The sequence below is a fragment of the Paenibacillus sp. NPDC058174 genome (genome assembly GCF_042883865.1).
GTDB lineage: Bacteria > Bacillota > Bacilli > Paenibacillales > Paenibacillaceae > Pristimantibacillus.
Genome location: NZ_JBHVUY010000003.1, coordinates 252,616 through 272,282, shown reverse-complemented (window position 1 = coordinate 272,282; position 19,667 = coordinate 252,616). Strand labels below are relative to the sequence as shown.

Here is a 19,667-nt window from a genome sequence, read left to right as displayed (position 1 = left end):
CATTTAACTGACCGGCAGCAGTATCCAATTGATCCTGCGTGTTATTGCTCGCATTACCGAGAATCTGCTGCGCTGTACCGATGGCAGTTGCCAGCGTGGTGCGAGTTTCCACCGATGTCTGCCCCACGTTGACGCCTTGCGGATGATCCGTTAACGCCTGCTGCGCCGCTGCGATCGCCGCGACCAGCGAAGTCGGAATCCCCGGTTGAACGACGGCGGCTTTAAACACTTGAACCGATGCATTTAACTGACCGGCAGCAGTATCCAATTGATTCTGCGTGTTATTGCTCGCATTACCGAGAATCTGCTGCGCTGTACCGATGGCAGTTGCCAGCGCGGTGCGAGTTTCCGCCGACGTCTGCCCCACGTTGACGCCTTGCGGATGATCCGTTAAAGCCTGCTGCGCCGCCACGATCGCCGCACCCAGTACTGTCGGGATTCCCGGTTGAAGTACAGCGGCATTAAAGGCTTGAACGGATGCATTTAACTGACCGACGGCAGTATCCAATTGATTCTGCGTGTTATTGCTCGCATTCCCGAGAATCTGCTGCGCTGTACCGATGGCAGTTGCCAGCGCGGTGCGAGTTTCCGCCGACGTTTGCCCCACGTTGACGCCTTGCGGATGATCCGTCAACGCCTGCTGCGCCGCCACGATCGCTGCGCCCAGCGAAGTCGGATCGCCGGATGAGATAATCATGTCCTCGAATGTATCTATCGCCGTTTCCAAATTTGCGACAGCTGCTTCCAATTCGCCCTGTAGATAATGGGCAGCCTGATTGAAAATCTGCTGGGCTGCAGCAATCGCGTTCTGTAAAGCGCTGCGGGCTCCCGCCGACGATTGTCCCACGTTTACGCCTTGCGGATGATCCGTTAACGCTTGCTGCGCCGCCGCGATCGCCGTCCCCAACGCCGCCGGATTGCCGGCTTGGACAATTTGCGTATTGAATGCCGCGATTGAAGAGGTCAGTGGGGTTGCAGCGTCAGCCAGATCGGAAGCGACGGTGGCATTCCCAATTCCGTTGATAAAAAGCTTGGCTGCGTCATAGGCGGCAGACAAGTCGTTGTAGGTATTCGCGGGCACTTGTCCTACACCGGTGCCTGGCAAGTGACTTTTCAACAACGACTTGGCGCTAGCGACCGCTTGAAACAGCCCCGTTCCGTCCACAAACGCATGTCCGTTGCTCGCCGCATAAGCGGCTGCAGGAGAATTCGCAATTCCAAATATTTTTAGATTGCCCGGATTACGAGCAAATACGTCTGTCCCAAAAGCTGTTGCATCGCCTAGCACCGTGACGCTTGTCAAGCTGTTATTAAAGAATGAGCTGCTGGCGACATTCGTTACACCAGCCGGAATGACCAGTTTCGCAATGTGATTGGTGTCGAAAGCACCGCCATTAATCGACTTCAGATTTTCCGGTAATTTAATCGATGTCAAACTATTCATATAAAATGAATAGTTGCCGATAGTCACCACACTGTCCGGAAAAACGACGGTTGTAAGCGGATTGTTCTCGAATGCGCTGGCACCGATCGTTAACAAGCTGTCAGGAAGGTCTATGGATGTAAGGCTAGTATAACGAAATCCATACGTTTGAATGACCTTCACATTATCCGGAATCACGACGCTCGTAATTCTAGGCTTGCCCGTACCGTACGTATCAAATGCTGATCTCCCAATCTCAGTTACAGCCGTCCCTTCGTAAGCAGCGGGAATAACCACGTTCAGATCCGTGCCCCCGTAGTTCGAAACCGTTGCGCCGTTGGCGCCGACTGTAAAAGTAAAGTCGTTCTCGGCTGCATATACAGGTCGAATCTGCGAGAATGAAGTCCCGAACGCAAATAATACAATTAATAAGCATATGACTGATTTTTTCATGATCTATCTCCTCTACTATAACGGTTGAAGCGGATAGGCTTCTACGGTTTATGCAACTGGACGACTACTATATTTCATAATAAAGACGGCCAATAAAAGAATAATGAAAGAATCAGTCAAAGTCGCGCAGTATCAAGCCTTGCGGAGTTTTGAAGTTTTTGTGAAGTTAATTTGCGAGTAATACCGTTTTATTTGCAAGTGATGTTAGAGGGTCTCTTAGGATGTATAAAAAAACGCTACTGACACAAAGGTGTCAGCAGCGTTTGAACGTTGTTTTTCAATTTTCGTGCTATATCTGCAGATGTATCAGTTCGTAGGGGTATTAGTTGTTCTGCATGCTGTCCGTCCGTTTACCGGCGGGCATATCGAACATACAGATGTTCACCATTGCATTCTTCATCATCGCCGGTCAAACCGGTCAGCACGCGATCAAACGTAAAGCCCAGCTTGTCGAATACCCGCAGAGACGCTACGTTGCGCGGATCCGCTTTGGCAAGCAGCCGGTTCAGGCCGATTTCCGCGAATGCATAATCAGTCAAGGCAGCGGCCGCTTCTGCGGCATAACCATTGCCCCAATACGGGCGTCCGATCAAATAATAAAGCTCGTTATCCGGCACGCTGAAATCCAGCACACCGACCCCGCACCAGCCAATGAAGTCGCCGGTCGCCTTGTCTATTATTGCAAATGAATATTTAAACGGCCGATCAAAAGGCGTATCATAGCTGCTTAGCAGCCAACGGAATAAGCCCTTGTAATCCTCTAAAGATAAAACACCCATATGCATATAGGTGAACAGCTCAGGGTCCTGCATTAGCTGAAATGACACCATCAAATCGCTCTCGATATAAGGGCGGATAATCAGGCGCTCCGTTTCTAACCGCATCGTCAATAAAGAGGTATTTATTATAACCACGCTCCTAGTCTGTTTAATTACGAATGGCTCTCAGACTGGAAGAAGTATACCGGCATACACAATCCTCGCTTTCTACAGGGGTTTCATTATGTTCCGCAAAATGTTTGGTAAGGAAGCTTCGACGGCTCTGGCAATGTCGTGTAATCGGCTTGCTCATCGGAATAGGCATAAGGATCCGATAGTACAGCCAGCAGCCGGTGCATCACACTAAAATCATGATTCTCCACAGCAGCCTTCAACGCCTCTTCCACCCGATGATTGCGCGGGATGATAGAAGGGTTGCTGCTGCGCATCAGCTCAAGCGACTCTGTACTTGATTGCTGCTGCCGCTCCAGCCGGTCCTGCCATTGTGCATTCCATTGCTCGTATTCCGGGGTGCCATACAGAACCGTATCCTCCGGCCGCCCAAGCGTTAAGGCGCGGAAGGTATTCGTATAGTCAGCGCTATATTTTCGCATCATGTTGACCAGGTCTTCAATAAGCGCTTCATCCTGCGGCTCCTCGCCAAAAATGCCAAGCTTCGCCCGCATTCCCCCTAGCCAATGATAGTGGAACAAATCGGGGTAGTCCGAAATCGCTTCTTCAGCCAGCGTAATGGCATGTTCTTCTTCCTCATGTAACAAAGGCAGCAGCGCTTCTGCAAATCTAGCCAAATTCCAGGCGCCGATCTGTGGTTGATTGCCGTAAGCATAACGGCCATTGCTGTCAATGGAGCTGAACACTGTTGCCGGATCATAGGCATCAATGAAAGCGCAAGGACCATAATCGATCGTTTCACCGCTAATGGCCATATTGTCGGTATTCATGACGCCATGAATAAAGCCGACAAGCTGCCACTTCGCAATTAGCTCAGCCTGCCGCTTGATCACTTCCTCCAGCAAACGGAGATATCGTCCCTCGCCCAGCTCCACTTCTGGAAAATGTCTTTGCAGCGCATAATCCGCCAAAGCTCTAAGATCTTCAATTACGCCCCGTTGAGCGGCATATTGGAACGTTCCCACACGCAAATGGCTAGCTGCCACCCGAGTGAGGACCGCACCCATTTGCGTAGTTTCCCGGTACACAAGCTCACCGGTTGCTGCTACCGCCAGACTGCGCGTCGTTGCCACACCCAGTCCATGCATCGCTTCGCTGATAATGTACTCGCGCAGCATCGGTCCGAGCGCTGCCCGGCCATCGCCTCGGCGGGAAAATGGTGTAGGGCCGGAGCCTTTAAGCTGAATATCCAACCGCTCTCCCGCAGGAGTAATTTGTTCGCCCAGCAATACCGCCCGGCCATCGCCAAGCATCGTGAAATGTCCAAACTGATGCCCCGCATAAGCTTGAGCAAGCGGCGAGGCACCTTCCGGTATTTCATTGCCGGCAAACAAGGCTGTGCCGTTATCGCTTTGCAGCGCCTCCGGTTTTAAACCTAGAGCTTTAGCCAAAGATTCGTTGAAAACGACCAGCTCCGGCGAACTGACTGGCGTTGGTTGGACACTGCTATGAAAACTGTCCGGCAGCCGGGCATAGCTGTTATCGAAGTGCCAGCCCGCATCTATTGTTGTTGAATCTGTCATCGTATCACCTGAATTCTGTAAGGTATCCTTCTCAGCACATGAACACAGCAAAATCTTGGTTAACTTTTCCCTATGTCCATATATTATACCTCTTGCCGCTCCGCAGCACCTTAAATTTAAACCCGCTTATTTCTCCATCGCCTCAATTGCATACTTCAGCTCAATATCCTGCCCTTCCACGTATTTAGCGGTAAAAGTCTCTTCGTTAAGCGGTATGACCACATCGGGCAAGGCGCCGCCCCTCCCGGTATAATCGCCGTCTCCTTGAATAATACCCTTCTCGTCCAGTGCCCTTCCGTCAGCGGACTCCACCGTATAGCCCTCCGGCATCTTCACGATAATCGGACTCGTCATAATCCCGAATGAACCGTTCGTACCTGTAAAGCCTACAATGGTAACGTTCGGCATACCCTTCAACGCCAGAGGAAGCCCCTCTCCCGAGCTTGCCGTTCGTCCGTTGACGAGAATGGCGATTTTACCGTTAAAATAAGGCTCAGCAGGCTTTATGACATAGTCTTCGCCGCTATTTTGTTCGAATTTCCCCGTATTTCGGTTGTAGTAGCTTGCGTAGGAATATCGCTTCTCCTGACTTACGAAATATCCGGCCATCTTCACGACGAGAGCATCCTCGCCGCCGGGATTGTCCCGAAGGTCGATAATAAGCCCCTTGACCCCTTTATCCAAGAAGCTCTCTAGCTGCTCCCTCAGCAGCGTTGCAGGATCGGATGGTGAATGGCTGGACAGCAGGCTTTTCAAAGTGTTGTCGCTCCGTACAGCCGTATTAGAGAGGAAGCTGGTGATCCGTACATAACCGTAACCGTTGCTGAGTATTTCGCCTTCAACTGGCGGAGCTCCCCTTACAATTTGAGGCTTCGTCATTCTTAGCGTTTCATATTGATCGTCATATGCCGTCAGCTTCACTGCAATCACATCTGATGACCCGGCATTTCTGTATACGACTTCCACTTCTTGCCCAATCGCGGCTCTCACCATAAAGCGGCCCCTGTTCACATTCTCATTCTGGTTCGTATTCGGCGAGTCGCTCCACTCGGTTTTACGGTAAGCTTGCTCCGCCCCTTCGCCATTCCACTTTATAATTTCTGCACCGGCCCGGATGCCGCTCCGATCCGCTGGACTATCCTTCAGCACAAGGGTAACCAACACCCTGCCGTCGTCCAGCCGAAGGGTGCTCAAGCCGAATCCGCCTCCGCCCTCCTGCTTATAAATCGGATTGTCATACAGCCTATCGTTCGCAATCCGAATATGACCATCCCTCATGGAAGCAAGATACTCCCTTAATGTCTTGTAATACAGTGCTTTATCCTTCGTTTGCTCAGCTTGCTTGAACAGCGGTTCATACTTTTGGCGCTGCCCCTCCCAGTCAATCCGCTTCCATTCTCCAAAAGGATATTCGACCGACAACCGCTCGTTTAATCGAATGAAAGCATCGGAATAGCTCATCTCGCTAAAATTGCTGACCGGATTGTAACGAATCTCGCCTGCAGTTGTAATGGCTGCCCCAATAAAGACGATACCGCATAGACTTAGGGCAACCCTTGTTATTTTCACAATAGTGCGTTTAGGGGCCGCGAAAGCATGAGCCGGCTTAAATACCCTTCGGATTGTACATAGGAACAACAGTACTGTTAGAAAATAAAATGCCAGCGCCAGGATCGAACTGTCCCCTGCGAGAAAGCTTACAAGCGCGACCACCATGCCTGCGCTGGGTAAAAAATCGATCCAGCGATAGCTTTTTCTTGTAATCGGCACCGCGTATCTCATTAGTATGAGTAATTGAAGCAAGCAAAGAATCATCTCATACACCGTTAACCACTTGATGGAATCAAACATGTTATTTTCCTCCCGAATTATCATTCTGCAGCTGCTTGCAATGAGCTTAGGAGGGAAACATGAACGGAGCGTGAACTGGAGAAATTCTGTACGTATGCGGGGGCAAAATAAAAAAGCGGCCGATCAATCTGATCTACCGCTTCGGTATAGACAATCACTCTTTCCAGCTGGGGAGCCCCAGCAGCTTAGCTGCATTCTCATATACAAACTTCCGGTAGGCCGCTTCGTCCCACTGATAGCTTTTGACCTTGTCCAGCGTAAAGGAATACGGAACATTCGGATAATTGCTACCGTAGAGGACTTGGCCGGACAAATGAAAATTGGCCGCTTCCAAATATTTATCGCCTTCCGGGAACCGGACAAATAAGTCGGGCAGAATATAAATATTCGGCGTATACGATGCAACGGCAATCGCTTCTCCTGCTAGCGGCCAAGCCCCATGCGAAATAATAAAGTTCACTTCTGGAAAAGCCTTTGCCGCTCTATACAGTTGACTCGGCCGGACAAAATCATAATTTTGCCGCGGCCCGGTTAAGCCTAGAAACACGCTTAACGTGAGTACCAGCGGCAGCTTATACTTCACGCAGGTCTCAAAAATCGGGTCCCATGAGGCATCCCCAACTGGCAAATGCGGCTGCAGCACAGAAGCATTGACCGCAACGCCGCGAAACAGTCCAGTTGCCGCAAACGTCTCTATCGTTCTTACCGCTTCATCTACATCAGGAGTATCCACCCCTATAAAGCCTACAAAGCGATCGGAAGCCGGACTTCTCAGAAAATCTGCCAGCTCTTCATTTGAGGAACCGGGCTCGTTCCCCCGCCCCATAATGACTGCATAGGCAATATCATGAGAATCAAGCTCTTCGATAACTTCTTCTAAAGTGTTAGACGGAATCGCCTCTACATTGCGCAACTGGTGATAGTCCTTTACGACATCCTTGGCATCTTCAAACAGCTTTTCCCACTTCGGAATGGGCGCCTTCATACGAAAATCAATAATCGTCATACCTCATCCTCCATCTGAACCAGTCTGGTCCAGTTAAAAATAGCATGCGGGTATGAACGCCGCTAATTGAAATGTTTGATTTGGCAATAAAAGATTATGCAGCAATTCCTGCAGCACGGCTTAGGATGTGAATTTGACGCCAGTCATCTCTCCGCTAAGCTGCCATAACCGCTCCGCCAAGTCAGGGTCAATTGCCCAAGGGAGCGCCCCTGTCACCACTTGGCTTACCCCGTCCAGCGTAAATTCCGTATCAACCTGGGCGATATCGGTATCTAAGCAATAGACACCGCCTTTCCCGTTCAGCTGCTCGTTCGCCGCACACCAAACGCTTGTTGCAGCTCCCTGTTCGACGGTCTTATATCCGCTCGGCGTAGTTGTAATCCGGCGTCCCTGCTCGTCAACCGCACCCATGGCACGCAATTCTTCATCGCTCATATACCGCGCCAAATCGGTCAAAATTCTGCCGGGATGTACGGAGAAAGCACGAATGCCATGCTCATATCCCCGCTTGTCCAGCCCGACGGCAAACAGCGCATTGGCCGACTTCGACTGGCCGTAAGCACGCCATCTCTCATATTCCTGATGCTCGAAGCTCGGATCGTCAAAATCGACGCCGCCGAAGCGAATGCCGGCTGAGGATACAGACACGACTCGTGCGCTGCCCGCTTGCTTCAAGGCCGGCCAGAGCCGGGCAGTCAGCTGAAAGTGGCCCAAATGATTAGTGGCGAATTGCGATTCATAGCCGCGTGTGTCACGAACTAATGGTGCAGCCATAATTCCTGCGTTATTGACCAATATATCTAAAGCTCTGCCCGAATCCAGAAACCGCTGTGCAAAGGCATCAATCGAAACGGGGTCCAGCAAATCCAGCTCTTCTAGCTCCACTCGAGAGATACCTTCAAGCGAAGCTTTCGCTTTCTCCGGTGTACGCGCGGGTACTACAACCGTTGCCCCGGCTTCGGCCAGCACACGCGCTGTCTCCAAGCCAATACCCGAGTAGCCGCCGGTTACAATAGCAGTCTTGCCGCTCAGATCACGTCCGCCTAGCGCCTCTTGTGCTGTTGTCTGCGGACCGAATCCGGATGGGATCGGTTCTTGAGGTGTAATTTGATAAGCTTTATTTGCAGGCATCGTTCCATCTCCTCTATGCTCGATTAGTCTTGCTTAGCTTGCTCGTTACAAACGCATCTTATCGTGTGGAGTTGACTCCATGTCAAGCCCGTTTGCCAGCCAAACAATTTGTCGCATAAGCAGCTTCGGCAAAATAAACGGGACGGTACAGAATTCCATTCTGCTCCATCCCGCTTCGATTTGGACTATGACTGCTGGGCCTGTTCACCAGGCGGCAATGCTGATACGGGCAATGTAACAGCAACCGTCGTGCCCTGCCCTTCTTCGCTATGCACCTCGATATGTCCCTGATGGAGAGAGACTATTTTTTTGACGATGGAAAGTCCTAGTCCATTCCCTCCTCCGCTGCGCGATCGGTCTGCTTTGTAGAAGCGGTCAAAGATGCGGCTGATGTCTTCGGGAGAAATGCCAGGTCCGCTATCGGTGACAGTAACGGTATGAGAGTGGGGAGCAGAGGCAAGCGCAATATGAATCTGCCCGCCCTCCGGTGTGAACTTGATACTATTGCCCAGCACATTCATCCACACTTGGCTTAACTGGTCGGGATCGGCCGTTATTCGGACAGCTCTTGGCAATTGCAGCTCCATATGAATGTTTTTGGCTAGCCATTGGGGCTCGCAGGCAACGACGATCTGCCTCAGCTGCTCATCAAGGCGGAAAGTGTGCTGCTCGAACGGGTGATGCTCCGACTCTAGTGAAGCAAGCGCCAGCAGATTATCGCTTAATCTGGACAAACGCTCGCTCTCCGTCAGGACGATACCGAGATAGCGATCCCGCTGTTCTTCCGGCAGCCCTTTGTTATTCCTAAGCGTCTTAACGAAGCCAGTGATCGAGGTTAACGGGGTTTGAATTTCATGCGATACATTGGAGACAAAATCACGCCGCATCGTCTCCAGCTGCTTGAGCTCCTGAGCCATATCGTTGAAGCTATGCGCCAGTGTGCCTAGCTCGTCCTTACGCTTCATCCGCAGCGTCACGTCAAAATCGCCCTTCGCCAGCCGCTTGGTCGCTTCCGTCAGCACCTTAATCGGCTTCACTAAGTAGCCCGCTGCGAGCAGTATACACAAGCTTCCAATGATTAAGACGAGCAGCAGTATCGTTAGAAACAAGCTTATAATCATGCCTTCGTTTCTAGAGGAAGAGAGCAAGACTAATGCATAAGGCTTATCCTTGTATAGAATGGGAAAGCCGACGAATGCGCCTTCTGATTTCAAGTCAGGCTGGTAGATCTCACCGGCCAACACTTTATGAATCGACTCTGGAGAAAGCTGAACTTCATACTTCCGGTTCAACGCTTCGTACAGCTCAGGCTGGTCAGATTCCGCGAAGATTTGTACCGGATACGAGGTTAACTCGGAGACACTTTCAATGAACGATTCCAAATCCTGCACATCTGACTGATGATAGACACGAACAATATGCTCGCCTGCTGTTAACATTTCTTTCTTCTGCAGAGCATTTAAATCTTTCTGAAACAACACAAGGCCGATAATTGAAGCGGCGAGGAGAGCGAACAGAATGACCGCCAGAAACGTCAATACGACGCGAACATAGAGGGATTTAATCATGGGTGCAGTACGAGCCGGTATCCTAGGCTGCGAGCAGTCTCAATCGTGAAGTGCTTCGATTCTCCTGCGAAGCGCTCCCGCAATCTTTTGATATGTACATCAACGGTCCGGTCATCGCCTTCATAAGCGATCCCCCATATCTGGACGATCAATTGCTCGCGGGTAAAGATCTGTCCGGGATGGCTGGCCAGCTTGAACAGCAGCTCGAATTCTTTTAACGGCAGGGACATTTCTTCGTTGCCCCGAACGACCTTCAAAGAGAGCTTGTTAAGCACCAGGTCTCCCAGTTGAATGATATGGGAAGTGGCAATCCGATACCGGCGCAGCAAGGTTTTCACCCTTAGTACCAATTCGGCCGGGTCGAACGGCTTGGTCAAATAATCATCGGTTCCAAGCTGAAACCCCTTCACCTTCTGCCCTATAGCCGTCAGCATTAGAATCGGAATATCTCTGCCCCCGCTCCTAAGCTCTCTGCACAGCTCCCAGCCGTCCATCCGAGGCATCATAATATCGAGGATGACTAAATCGACACCACCTTTTTCCGCAATTGACAGTGCATCGACGCCATTATCCGCTTCCACCGTATCCAGCCCTTCATTCTGCATATGAAAGCTGATCAGTTCGCGAATATGAGCATCGTCTTCTGCAATCAGAATTGTAGCCATACCGTTCTGTCCTCCTTCTCTCCATTCAAATGACAGACTAATGCTTGATTAAAGCCGTTATCTATCCGAACTAACAATTGCAAACAGCGCATGATCTTCCCATGCTCCGTTAATTTTCAAATATTGCTGGGCCAAGCCCTCGTGCCTGAAGCCTGCCTTTTCCAGAACTCGAATGGAGGGCTTGTTCCTTGGCATAACGCCAGCTTGAATCCGGTGCAAGCCGAGTTCATTGAATGCCCTTTCCACACATAAGGAGACCGCCGCTGTTGCATAACCTTTGCCATTATGCTGCTGATCAACGAAATAGCCTAAATAGGCATTCTGGAAAGGGCCGCGGGCAATGCCGGTTAACGCTATTCTTCCGATCAGTTCGTCCGTCGCTTGAAGAAAAATCCCGAATGTATAAGACTGATCATTGGCCATTGCTTCATTCCCGCTCACAATCTCCTGTTCCTGTACCGCCAGTGTGAAATGCGATTCATCGCGGATCGGTTCGAACGGCTGAAAAAACGGACGATTTCTTAGCTTTATGTCAATAAGAGCTTCTGCATCCTCCTTAACCAAATATCTTAAATAAATAGAGCTGCTGCTCATATTCAATCCAACCTTTCTGTATTGAGGCACTTTATTAGTTGCTTCCACTCAAAGAAAAGCACTAGAGCATCCACCCTAGTGCTTCCATTCAAATTATACCTTTCTTTTCACCGGAATCCATACCTCGCAGATGGAATCGATCTGCTGACTGAAAAAAAGAAACAAAATGTAAAAGTGCATTTTAATGAGCCCCAAAACGGCCTAAACGGCCATCAAATGTAATTATACATTTGAAAATGACTATATTGCGCCATATCGGGCTTTTTAGGCCAATCAACCTGCACATTTGCATTTTGATGCGATAAAACGGCGATAAAACGACTAACAAAATGCAGTTTTGCATTTTGATCCTTTACTATACCCGTACACGCTTAATGAATAGAGAAGCCACTAAGCCTGCAAACGAGATCCCGGTAATAAAGTAAAACGCATATTTCACACCCCCGGCCAGCAATTCTGCTGCCGAAGAGTCTGGAAAGCTCTCGCTATACGAGGTTTGTCCGCTCGTCATCAACAGGATCGCCAACGCCGTTCCGGTCGCCCCCGCTATCTGCTGCAGCGTGTTCATGACAGCCGAACCATCGGTATACAAATGACGAGGCAGTTGATTTAAGCCATTCGTTTGTGCTGGCATCATAATTAATGAAATGCCTAGAAACAGAATCATATAGCCTGCGAGAATTTGCCAACGAGACGTATCCCAAGATAGCGCCCACACGTACAACAAACTAGAAATTAGTACAAGTAAAAAGCCGAGCGGCACAAATTTTTTCGCTCCAAACCGATCAAATAACCGGCCAACAATTGGTGAAAGCAGTGCATTTAGCAAGCTGCCAGGCAGCAGAGTAAGTCCTGCTACAGCAGCACTAACGAGCAAAACACCTTTCAAGTAAAGCGGCAGCAGGATCGCTGTCGACAAAATCAATACCATGCTGATAAACACCAATATCGTTCCGAGTGTAAACATCGGATAGCTGAAGACACGCAAGTTAATCATAGGCTGTTTTAAACGGAGCTGCCGAATTACAAATAGAACGAGTCCGGTTACGCCCAAAAGACATGGAATCCATACTTGTGCAGAAGCAAATGGTTGTTCCGCTACTGCACTTAGGCTGTAGACAAGCCCGCCAAAGCCGATCGTGGACAACGCAATCGAGATCAAATCTACGGCTGGCTTCGTTAGCTTCGATACATTGTCGATTTGCCGTAATCCGAAAATAATCAAGGCCGCAAAGAAAAATAAGCTGACCCAGAAAATATATGTCCAATCCCACGCATCCACGATCAGTCCGGACACAGTTGGACCAATAGCGGGAGCGGTCGTAATGACCAAGCCCATCACACCCATTATCGCGCCGCGTTTCTGAATCGGGAAAATGACTAAAATAACATTCATCATTAACGGCAGCAATATGCCTGTACCCACCGCCTGTATGAGACGGCCCATGAGCAGCACGGAGAAGGTAGGCGAGATTGCGGCTAATATGGTGCCCGTAACTGAAAAGACTAATGAAGCAATGACTAACTGCTTCGTTGTGAACCATTGAATCAAGAAAGTCGATACCGGTACAAGAATGCCTAACATGAGCAAATACCCGGTCGTAAGCCATTGCACAGTAGCTGTTGAAATAGCGAAGTCATCCATAATATTCGTGAGCGCCATATTCAATGCCGTTTCACTGAATAGACCGATAAAAGCGCCCAGCATAAGCACAAAAGCCATCGCTTTCGGATTTCGCACTTGTTGTACTTGTGACTGTGTTTCAGAAGTAATCAAAACGTTCATCCTTTCACACGCTAATAATTAGACCAGTCTATATAAAATAACATTATTATAACAATTGGTCTACTTAGTTAGAATAGAGATATCGAGAAAAATTGTCAATGTATGATGTCTGGCAAACATCTTTCCGTTATGATGAGTGTACCACCATGTTTGGTGAAAGGCGGGCAAGATGAAGAAAATCATTGGAATCTCGTTAACCATATTAGGCATTATGATAAGTCTAGCAACCTTCAACCCTCTATATCTGATGTACCAGGAAAAACAAACACAACGCTCCTTAGATCATCAATACGAAATAACTCATAAAGATCTTATAAACAACCAGCTAGAATTCAATAACAACATGATAAAGATCGTAGAAGAGCCTTCAAGCGATGTCGTCAATTTGAAGGTTATTCTAAATGGAGAGCCGCTCACTCGCCCTATTGCTGCACAACTTTCAAATGATAATGCGACTTACACGAAAGGGGTTTGGGTAAATACCTTTGTCATTCGTGAAACCGGAAATAGAAACCGTCAAGACGACCTGCTAGCGATTGTGACGATGCCTGAGCAAAATAAATGGAATATTTATTATGTGAACCACTTGAAACAGGTAGAGGTTAAACGTATGGGCGTGGAAAATAAATCAAAGGACCCGTTAGACATCCGATTAGTTAAATACAGCGGCGCCTCTCTCATGGGATATAAGACAGATATTCAATACGCCTCTGCAAATCCCTTTGCCTTAGTGATTCCCGTTGTTATCTTCATATTTGGTATCCTATTAGCTGCAGCAGGCCTTATCCTACTGCTTAGAGTATGGGTACGCACCAGGCTTAACAGCATGGACAATTAATGGAGGATCCTCGGCATAAATGATAAAAGCGAAAGAGCAAGAATTCATTGAAGAATCCCTGCTCTCTCACTTTTTATTATTAGTCGCTATTTCCTGACGGCTCTACTCAAACCGCTCCAACAGCGCCAACGCCTCTTCATGATCAGGTTCAAGCTCTAACAGCTTCCGCGTATAATTGATTGCCTCGTCCTCCAGCTCCATCTCAAAGCAGCAGATAGCCAGGCAATAGAATACAGTAGACACGATCTCATCTTGATCGGTATCAACTGATATTTCCAAGAAGCGCTTCGATTCCTCGTACATGTCCATCTCAAACAGAATAAGTCCCGCATCCAGCGCCAAGTCATAACGCTGCTCCATCTCATAATACGAAGACCACATATGCTCGATCCCTCGTAAAATGTCTTGCAGCTCGTCATCGTTAGCTTCTTGCAGCAGACTGGAAATTTGCTTCGCGCTCTGAATGAAAAACTCCGCGTCATAGCCGCCCAAACGCCAAAAGCTTAAAATTTGCTGCAATCCCATACTGTCCAAATTGCGGTCCACCCACTCCTTCAGACTAAAGAAATCGTCCGGACCATACCGTTGAACAAAGCGGCGATAAGCCAATCTCGTTTGAAAATAGCTCATCGGCTCGTCCGTATGGAATACGCAGCCGACATTAATATTTTTGTAGTGATGCGTTGGGAATAGTGATGCGGCTCCCTTCGATTCGAAAAAATGCTGAATTGCATGGTAATTAGCGGTAAAAGAGAAGCTTCCGTGCAAAATCAGCTCTGGCGGTTCCGCAAATTTGAACATATCGATCAAATGATCGCCTTTATCTGCTGTTATTAGCAGGAAGCCTTCTTGGGACAACTGATTGAGACGCTCTAAACAACTCAATCCAACGACAGGGAACAAAATATGGGAATCCTCTAATTGTTCCTGATATACAGCAATGAGGTCGCGATATGGATAGGCAGCCTCTTCATATTCAGGCGCTAGTCGATGCTCATAACGCAACTTGATCTGATTTAACGCTTCGGATGGCGACAGCGAATCGATATTTGCAGGAGTATCGACAATGACATCGGCTTCGTAAATATGACCGCCGCCAACATAGATCAATTCCTGTGGAATACCGTCAAAAAAGTAATTCGCAATAAGGATTAACGGTTGTTCCAAATCGCCCTTACGTATTGTGCTGCCAGAGACAACTAAGTCCAGCTCGCTATCATTAGCGGCATCGAATCGTGCAAAGTCAAGCAGCCCTTCGGCAATAAAGGATTGCAGTGCGGGATGCTCCTTCCAGGCGAGCACATTATTCATTGCTAAATCCGTCATCACATAGCGGAACGGAGGCAATTCCATCCCTGCATAATCCCGAAGCCGGCACAGCTCCAGCAGTACATGGAAAGCAAGACGTCCCGCTCCCGCTCCAAGCTCTACAATCCAGACTGGCTCTGTGCTATGCCCCTTGGCTGCCCGATCTTGAAGAAAGCCAAAGACCAGTTCTGCATAGGCTGTCCCGATCATCGGATTGCTCGTTATATATTGAGGAACCTGGTCATTGTTCCAGGCCTTCATCCCTTTTTCTTCATAATATGTCCGCTGCAGCTCCCAAATAGGCGCTTCGCTAAAGCGGTAGCGTTGTTCTGTTCGATTCGTCATTCTTATTTTATCCTGCTCTCTGCTAGTTATTGGCTTCATCAATATGGCCTCGTCTTCTTATCTGCTATCATAACCTTTTTGACGCATAAAAGAAAAAGCGACCCTCCAAATCATGGTGGAGGCTCGCTCTATTCCATAGCTGAAATGATACTGTTTTTATTACAGAGAGTGTTTACACGCAGGGCAAATTTGGGAGGCTATCGCTGTATCAATGCTCATTCCATACTCTCTCTCCAGAACTATAAGCACTTCTTTCTTAATCCAGCCACCCGCAACCATATTGATGTCGTAGCAAGCGCCCTGATCGATTTCTTTATTCAAGAGAGGACATGTATAAAAATGCTCGTTATACTCTTCAGCTTCCATGGGTATGTCCCCCGCTATAATAATATTGTTTCAATCTAACAGATGATCATCACACTTATCAAAAATTGTGACGAAGTCACCTTTATTCAAGAGATGCTCGATTACTTCTTCAATTCGAGATCGGCTGCATTCGTCCACAAGCACCATATCACTGCCCCAAAAATACTTTCCATTCAAGTGCTCACCTGTTTGTTTATCCTTTTCGGCAAGCGTCAATATGTTCTTATATGTATAAAATGTAGCAATCCATCTGGAGCCGTCTTCAAATTCAACGATTACATCCATATTAACATCATGGATATCCCACGTTTCCTCCAACCATGCTTCAGCTTCAAGCCAAATAGAATAAGACAGATCGTACACTCCCTCTCGTTTAATGACAAAAAATAATCGATGAATATTTTGCCTTATCTAAGCAAATAGTGATACAATCCCGGCTGAATGTTGATCGGGAATACCGCTTATACAAGGGGCAATTCCAGTGCACTTATCTATCGAGATTATTATCCGAACAGGGGTCGCTTTCATCCTCCTGCTTGTCGTATCGAGAATACTAGGCAAACAAACGATTTCCAACATGACCTTCCAAGATTTCGTGAGCGGCATTACGCTAGGAGGAATCACGGCCAATTTGGCCTTCAACACCTCGATTAATCGATGGCTCTTAATTCTCGCACTCGTTGTTTTTTTCGGGACAGCTTACCTCTCCTCCCTCATCTCACTAAAAAACAGGACCTGGAGCAAATGGGTTTCCGGCACCCCTACTGTCATTATTGAGAATGGAAAAATCCTTGAAGGCAATATGCGAAAAATCCGCTATACGATGGACTCCCTGATACAGAATTTGCGCGAGAAAAATATTTTCAACATGGAGGAAGTTGAATACGCGGTTATGGAGGATCATGGCAAGCTTTCCGTCAAAAAGAAAAGCGAATATGAAGCGGTCACTCGCAAAGATTTGCAGCTCCATGTGGCGAAGCTCAAATCTTTTCCGGTAGAGCTTATTATCGATGGAAAGGTGCTCGAAGAAAATCTCTCCCAAAACGATTTGACCCGCGAATGGCTGGAGGGCGAGTTGAAGAAACACAAAAAGGCAGTTTCCGACGTGTTCTATGCAGTGAAAGGCACGCAAAACAATCTGTTTTTTGATTATTACCACGATGAGATTCAAAATCCGATTGATCCGGGATAATGATTATAGTAGTAATCGATGCTACGGCTCAACAATTTAAAGCGACCGACCCTATGCTGAATAGGGTCAGCCTTTAATTGAATTATTCAATCCCTTCGATATACCCCGATACTCTTGACTTCAAAGTTTCGATTAATTCCTCGTCCATAAACCGGTACTCGTCCGGGATATCCAGACAAATCAACGGCTTCCCATTGAGCTGCCGAGCAAATTTCTCGTTAAGTCTTCTCGTATGTTTTTTCTCCATCACAAAAATCATATCCGACCATCCGATATGTCCCTCAGTAACTTTAATTCTGGCTCCTTCTTCCGTTCCGGCCGACCGCACCTCATATCCATTGTAACCGTCGAATATCTTCTCGGCAGTCAGGCTTCGCCACTTATTGCGGCTGCATATAAAGAGTAATTTAATAGATTTTCACCCGTTCCTTCTTGATCTTAACCGTGCTTTTCCAGTATTTTAGCATAATCACTCCAACTCCAGAACAGATTCGCCGCTAATGATGGTTCCGTTATTACTTCCTTCACAAATTCCTCTCATCGACCCCGGCTTATCGAAGTTAAATACATGCATCGGTAAATTGTAATCTCTTGCTAATATGAAGGCGGACTGGTCCATTACTTTCAAGTTGTGTGCCAGCACGTCGTTGTAATGTAGAGATTTAAATTTCTTCGCTTGGTTGTCATACCTTGGATCTGCATTATAAACACCATCAACACCTTGCTTGGCAACCAGCAGCGCTTCACAGTTCACTTCGATGGCTCTCTGTACGGACGGATAGTCCGTAGTAACGTAAGGCTGCCCGTTGCCTCCTGCAAAAATGACGATGTAGCCCTTTTCCAAATGGTGAACGGCCCTTAGTCTGATGTATGGCTCTGCTACGGATGTAATCGGAATAGCAGTCATTACACGAACCTCTTTGCCCGACTTGGCTCTAAGTACGCCCCGGAGCATTAAGCTATTGATGACCGTTGCGAGCGTTCCGATATTGTCGGCTTCAGCTCTTTCGATCCCCCAGCTCTCAGCCATATTACCGCGAAATATGTTGCCTCCTCCGATAACAAGCGCTACTTCAACTCCCAAGCTCACAACCGACATAATTTCATTAGCGATATGCTCCAATCTTTCTGGCCCAAAACCAAATTCGGAGTCTCCAGCAACGGCTCCGCCACTTAATTTGATGAGAACTCTTTTGTACCTGGACAATTAAGCACACCTCCAATTGGATATAAAAAAACACTAAAGCAATGAATGCTTTAGTGTTTCAATGAAATGAAAATATGAAGCTAATTGAAGATTGCCTTTTCGCTTTAGCCTCATACTCCCACCTCTTTCGAATTTTTTCTTCAGCTTATTTTATACATACTGGAGGAATAATGCAACCATTCCGTGGTTCTCCTCGCCCTACGGGTTAGGCGGCGTCGGAACTGCCGGTTCCCCTTCACGGCCAAGCCGTCTGCTTGCCGTCTCCCTCTTCCCGACAGCAGCAACATGGCGGCCAGCCTTGGCTAGTCCGTACACAGGCATATTGTTGTAGACGGACTCATGTTGTTTTTCCGGAACCAGATACGTTTCATGATAAATGCCTACCACACCACTCGTTCCGACCTTCTTATTGAAGTTTTTCCAAGCCTCCAAGTGGTTGGCGCCTTTGCGTGCATAATGCTCGAGCTGCTCAAAAGAATTCCAGTATTGAACCAGCGATACTCCACGCCAGGATAAATAGAAGTTCATGTCCAGAAAGCCCAACTCACGGTTTCGATACAGCTCTTGAATCATCGGACCCATCGCCATGAATACGGGCAGCCATTTGTATACGGCCCACAATTTATTAATACGCATGCCAATGATAAAAACAACGAAATCTCCATCCATTTCGGCCGTAAACCGGCCCGGTATGACCTTGCTCATATGCTCACCGCTCCTTTAGTGATTTTCAAGCAATAACAGATGGGTTTCGTAAACATCCGCAACATCAGGCGAATTATACAATTGTGCTGTCAAAAATGCTCCGTAAAATATGGTCAGCAGCAGTTGAACCGCCCGATCTACGGTGATGCCGCTTCTTAGCTGCCCGCTCTTATGCGCCTCCGTCATACACTGGTGAAATAATTCGAACATGTTGGGTGACCGGGAGCCTAGCTCTACATGATGAGGGAACAGCAGCAGAACCTCCGCCTTGCTCATCTCCGGCATATCGGGATGCATCTTCATCTCCGCAAGAAAAGAAATCAAGCTTGGCATGAGCCCAATGCGTTCCCTATTCTGCTCCGCCACCTTCCCCATCAGATGTCTGATGGCGGCAAAGCCGCTCATCCCTTCCGCTTCTACCTCAATGATTCGTTCAGTCAGCCAGACACGCATGAAATACAGCAGCAGATCCTCTTTCCTTTGAAAATATTTAAAAAAGGTGACCCGCGAAACCTCCGCTGCTCGGCAAATATCATCAAGCATGACTTCCCTGAACATTTTCTCTCCCATAAGAGATAAGCTGGCGTTATATAAGGCCACCTTGTTGCGAGCCTTCTTGAGCTCCCTTAATGGAATATCTGTAAGGGTCACAATACATCATCCTCCACAATTAACTAACACTAGTTAAAATATTAACTCATGTTAACTTAAAGTGTCAAATGATAAACTAAGCTAGCCAAGCAGCTAACACACAGC

19 protein-coding genes are annotated in these 19,667 nt (G+C 47.9%); 2 read left to right on the top strand and 17 right to left on the bottom strand.

What is annotated here, in order from left to right; translation table 11 throughout:
- The 10 genes from ACFVVF_RS17365 to ACFVVF_RS17320 form a co-directional block, all read right to left on the bottom strand.
- Positions 1 to 1,876: leucine-rich repeat protein (locus tag ACFVVF_RS17365; protein WP_387812128.1), on the bottom strand; the 1,876-nt coding region annotated here is incomplete at its 3' end.
- Between the two features lie 350 nt (positions 1,877 to 2,226).
- Positions 2,227 to 2,760: a GNAT family N-acetyltransferase gene (locus tag ACFVVF_RS17360; RefSeq protein ID WP_387812125.1), complete on the bottom strand. Its 534-nt coding sequence runs from the start codon at positions 2,758 to 2,760 to the stop codon at positions 2,227 to 2,229.
- Positions 2,761 to 2,876: 116 nt separating this feature from the next.
- Positions 2,877 to 4,349, bottom strand: coding sequence for a protein adenylyltransferase SelO (locus ACFVVF_RS17355; RefSeq protein WP_387812122.1), 1,473 nt, complete (start codon positions 4,347 to 4,349; stop codon positions 2,877 to 2,879).
- Positions 4,350 to 4,475: 126 nt separating this feature from the next.
- Positions 4,476 to 6,200: a S41 family peptidase gene (locus tag ACFVVF_RS17350; protein WP_387812119.1), complete on the bottom strand. Its 1,725-nt coding sequence runs from the start codon at positions 6,198 to 6,200 to the stop codon at positions 4,476 to 4,478.
- A gap of 154 nt (positions 6,201 to 6,354) precedes the next feature.
- Complete coding sequence (locus tag ACFVVF_RS17345; protein ID WP_387812116.1) at positions 6,355 to 7,206, bottom strand: amidohydrolase family protein; 852 nt, start codon at positions 7,204 to 7,206, stop codon at positions 6,355 to 6,357.
- A 120-nt stretch (positions 7,207 to 7,326) separates the two neighbouring features.
- Entirely contained in the window at positions 7,327 to 8,337 is a 1,011-nt protein-coding gene (locus ACFVVF_RS17340) for an oxidoreductase (RefSeq protein WP_387812113.1), read from the bottom strand.
- Between the two features lie 185 nt (positions 8,338 to 8,522).
- Positions 8,523 to 9,905, bottom strand: a complete 1,383-nt coding sequence (locus ACFVVF_RS17335; RefSeq protein WP_387812110.1) for a HAMP domain-containing sensor histidine kinase — start codon at positions 9,903 to 9,905, stop codon at positions 8,523 to 8,525.
- Positions 9,902 to 10,570, bottom strand: coding sequence for a response regulator transcription factor (locus tag ACFVVF_RS17330; protein ID WP_387812107.1), 669 nt, complete (start codon positions 10,568 to 10,570; stop codon positions 9,902 to 9,904). The genes ACFVVF_RS17335 and ACFVVF_RS17330 overlap by 4 nt, the downstream gene beginning before the upstream one ends.
- 57 nt (positions 10,571 to 10,627) lie before the next feature.
- Positions 10,628 to 11,164 carry a GNAT family N-acetyltransferase gene (locus ACFVVF_RS17325; protein WP_387813118.1) on the bottom strand — a complete coding sequence of 179 codons (537 nt, stop codon included), beginning with the start codon at positions 11,162 to 11,164 and terminating at the stop codon, positions 10,628 to 10,630.
- A gap of 355 nt (positions 11,165 to 11,519) precedes the next feature.
- A complete protein-coding gene (locus ACFVVF_RS17320) occupies positions 11,520 to 12,938 on the bottom strand; it encodes an MDR family MFS transporter (RefSeq protein WP_387813115.1) in 1,419 nt (472 codons plus the stop codon).
- Between the two features lie 181 nt (positions 12,939 to 13,119).
- Here ACFVVF_RS17320 and ACFVVF_RS17315 point away from each other — a divergent pair, with 181 nt between their 5' ends.
- On the top strand, positions 13,120 to 13,788 hold the full coding sequence (locus tag ACFVVF_RS17315) for a hypothetical protein (RefSeq protein ID WP_387812104.1): 669 nt from the start codon (positions 13,120 to 13,122) through the stop codon (positions 13,786 to 13,788).
- A 102-nt stretch (positions 13,789 to 13,890) separates the two neighbouring features.
- Here ACFVVF_RS17315 and ACFVVF_RS17310 read toward each other — a convergent pair whose 3' ends face one another.
- The 3 genes from ACFVVF_RS17310 to ACFVVF_RS17300 form a co-directional block, all read right to left on the bottom strand.
- Positions 13,891 to 15,441, bottom strand: a complete 1,551-nt coding sequence (locus tag ACFVVF_RS17310; RefSeq protein WP_387812103.1) for a tetratricopeptide repeat protein — start codon at positions 15,439 to 15,441, stop codon at positions 13,891 to 13,893.
- Positions 15,442 to 15,600: 159 nt separating this feature from the next.
- Complete coding sequence (locus ACFVVF_RS17305; protein ID WP_387812100.1) at positions 15,601 to 15,807, bottom strand: hypothetical protein; 207 nt, start codon at positions 15,805 to 15,807, stop codon at positions 15,601 to 15,603.
- Positions 15,808 to 15,837: 30 nt separating this feature from the next.
- On the bottom strand, positions 15,838 to 16,170 hold the full coding sequence (locus ACFVVF_RS17300; protein WP_387812098.1) for a hypothetical protein: 333 nt from the start codon (positions 16,168 to 16,170) through the stop codon (positions 15,838 to 15,840).
- A gap of 118 nt (positions 16,171 to 16,288) precedes the next feature.
- Between ACFVVF_RS17300 and ACFVVF_RS17295 the strand changes: the two genes are divergently transcribed.
- Complete coding sequence (locus ACFVVF_RS17295) at positions 16,289 to 16,999, top strand: DUF421 domain-containing protein (protein WP_387812095.1); 711 nt, start codon at positions 16,289 to 16,291, stop codon at positions 16,997 to 16,999.
- Positions 17,000 to 17,081: 82 nt separating this feature from the next.
- On the opposite strand, the gene ACFVVF_RS17290 is transcribed toward ACFVVF_RS17295, so the two are convergent.
- From ACFVVF_RS17290 to ACFVVF_RS17275, 4 genes are all read right to left on the bottom strand, one after another.
- Positions 17,082 to 17,411 carry a low molecular weight protein tyrosine phosphatase family protein gene (locus ACFVVF_RS17290; protein ID WP_387813112.1) on the bottom strand — a complete coding sequence of 110 codons (330 nt, stop codon included), beginning with the start codon at positions 17,409 to 17,411 and terminating at the stop codon, positions 17,082 to 17,084.
- 57 nt (positions 17,412 to 17,468) lie between these two features.
- Complete coding sequence (pyrH, locus tag ACFVVF_RS17285; RefSeq protein WP_387812092.1) at positions 17,469 to 18,206, bottom strand: UMP kinase; 738 nt, start codon at positions 18,204 to 18,206, stop codon at positions 17,469 to 17,471.
- A gap of 198 nt (positions 18,207 to 18,404) precedes the next feature.
- Positions 18,405 to 18,911 (bottom strand): DUF4188 domain-containing protein, encoded by a 507-nt coding sequence (locus ACFVVF_RS17280; protein ID WP_387812089.1) that lies wholly within the window; start codon positions 18,909 to 18,911, stop codon positions 18,405 to 18,407.
- 15 nt (positions 18,912 to 18,926) lie between these two features.
- Positions 18,927 to 19,562, bottom strand: coding sequence for a TetR/AcrR family transcriptional regulator (locus tag ACFVVF_RS17275; RefSeq protein WP_387812086.1), 636 nt, complete (start codon positions 19,560 to 19,562; stop codon positions 18,927 to 18,929).
- Between the last annotated feature and the right edge of the window lie 105 nt (positions 19,563 to 19,667).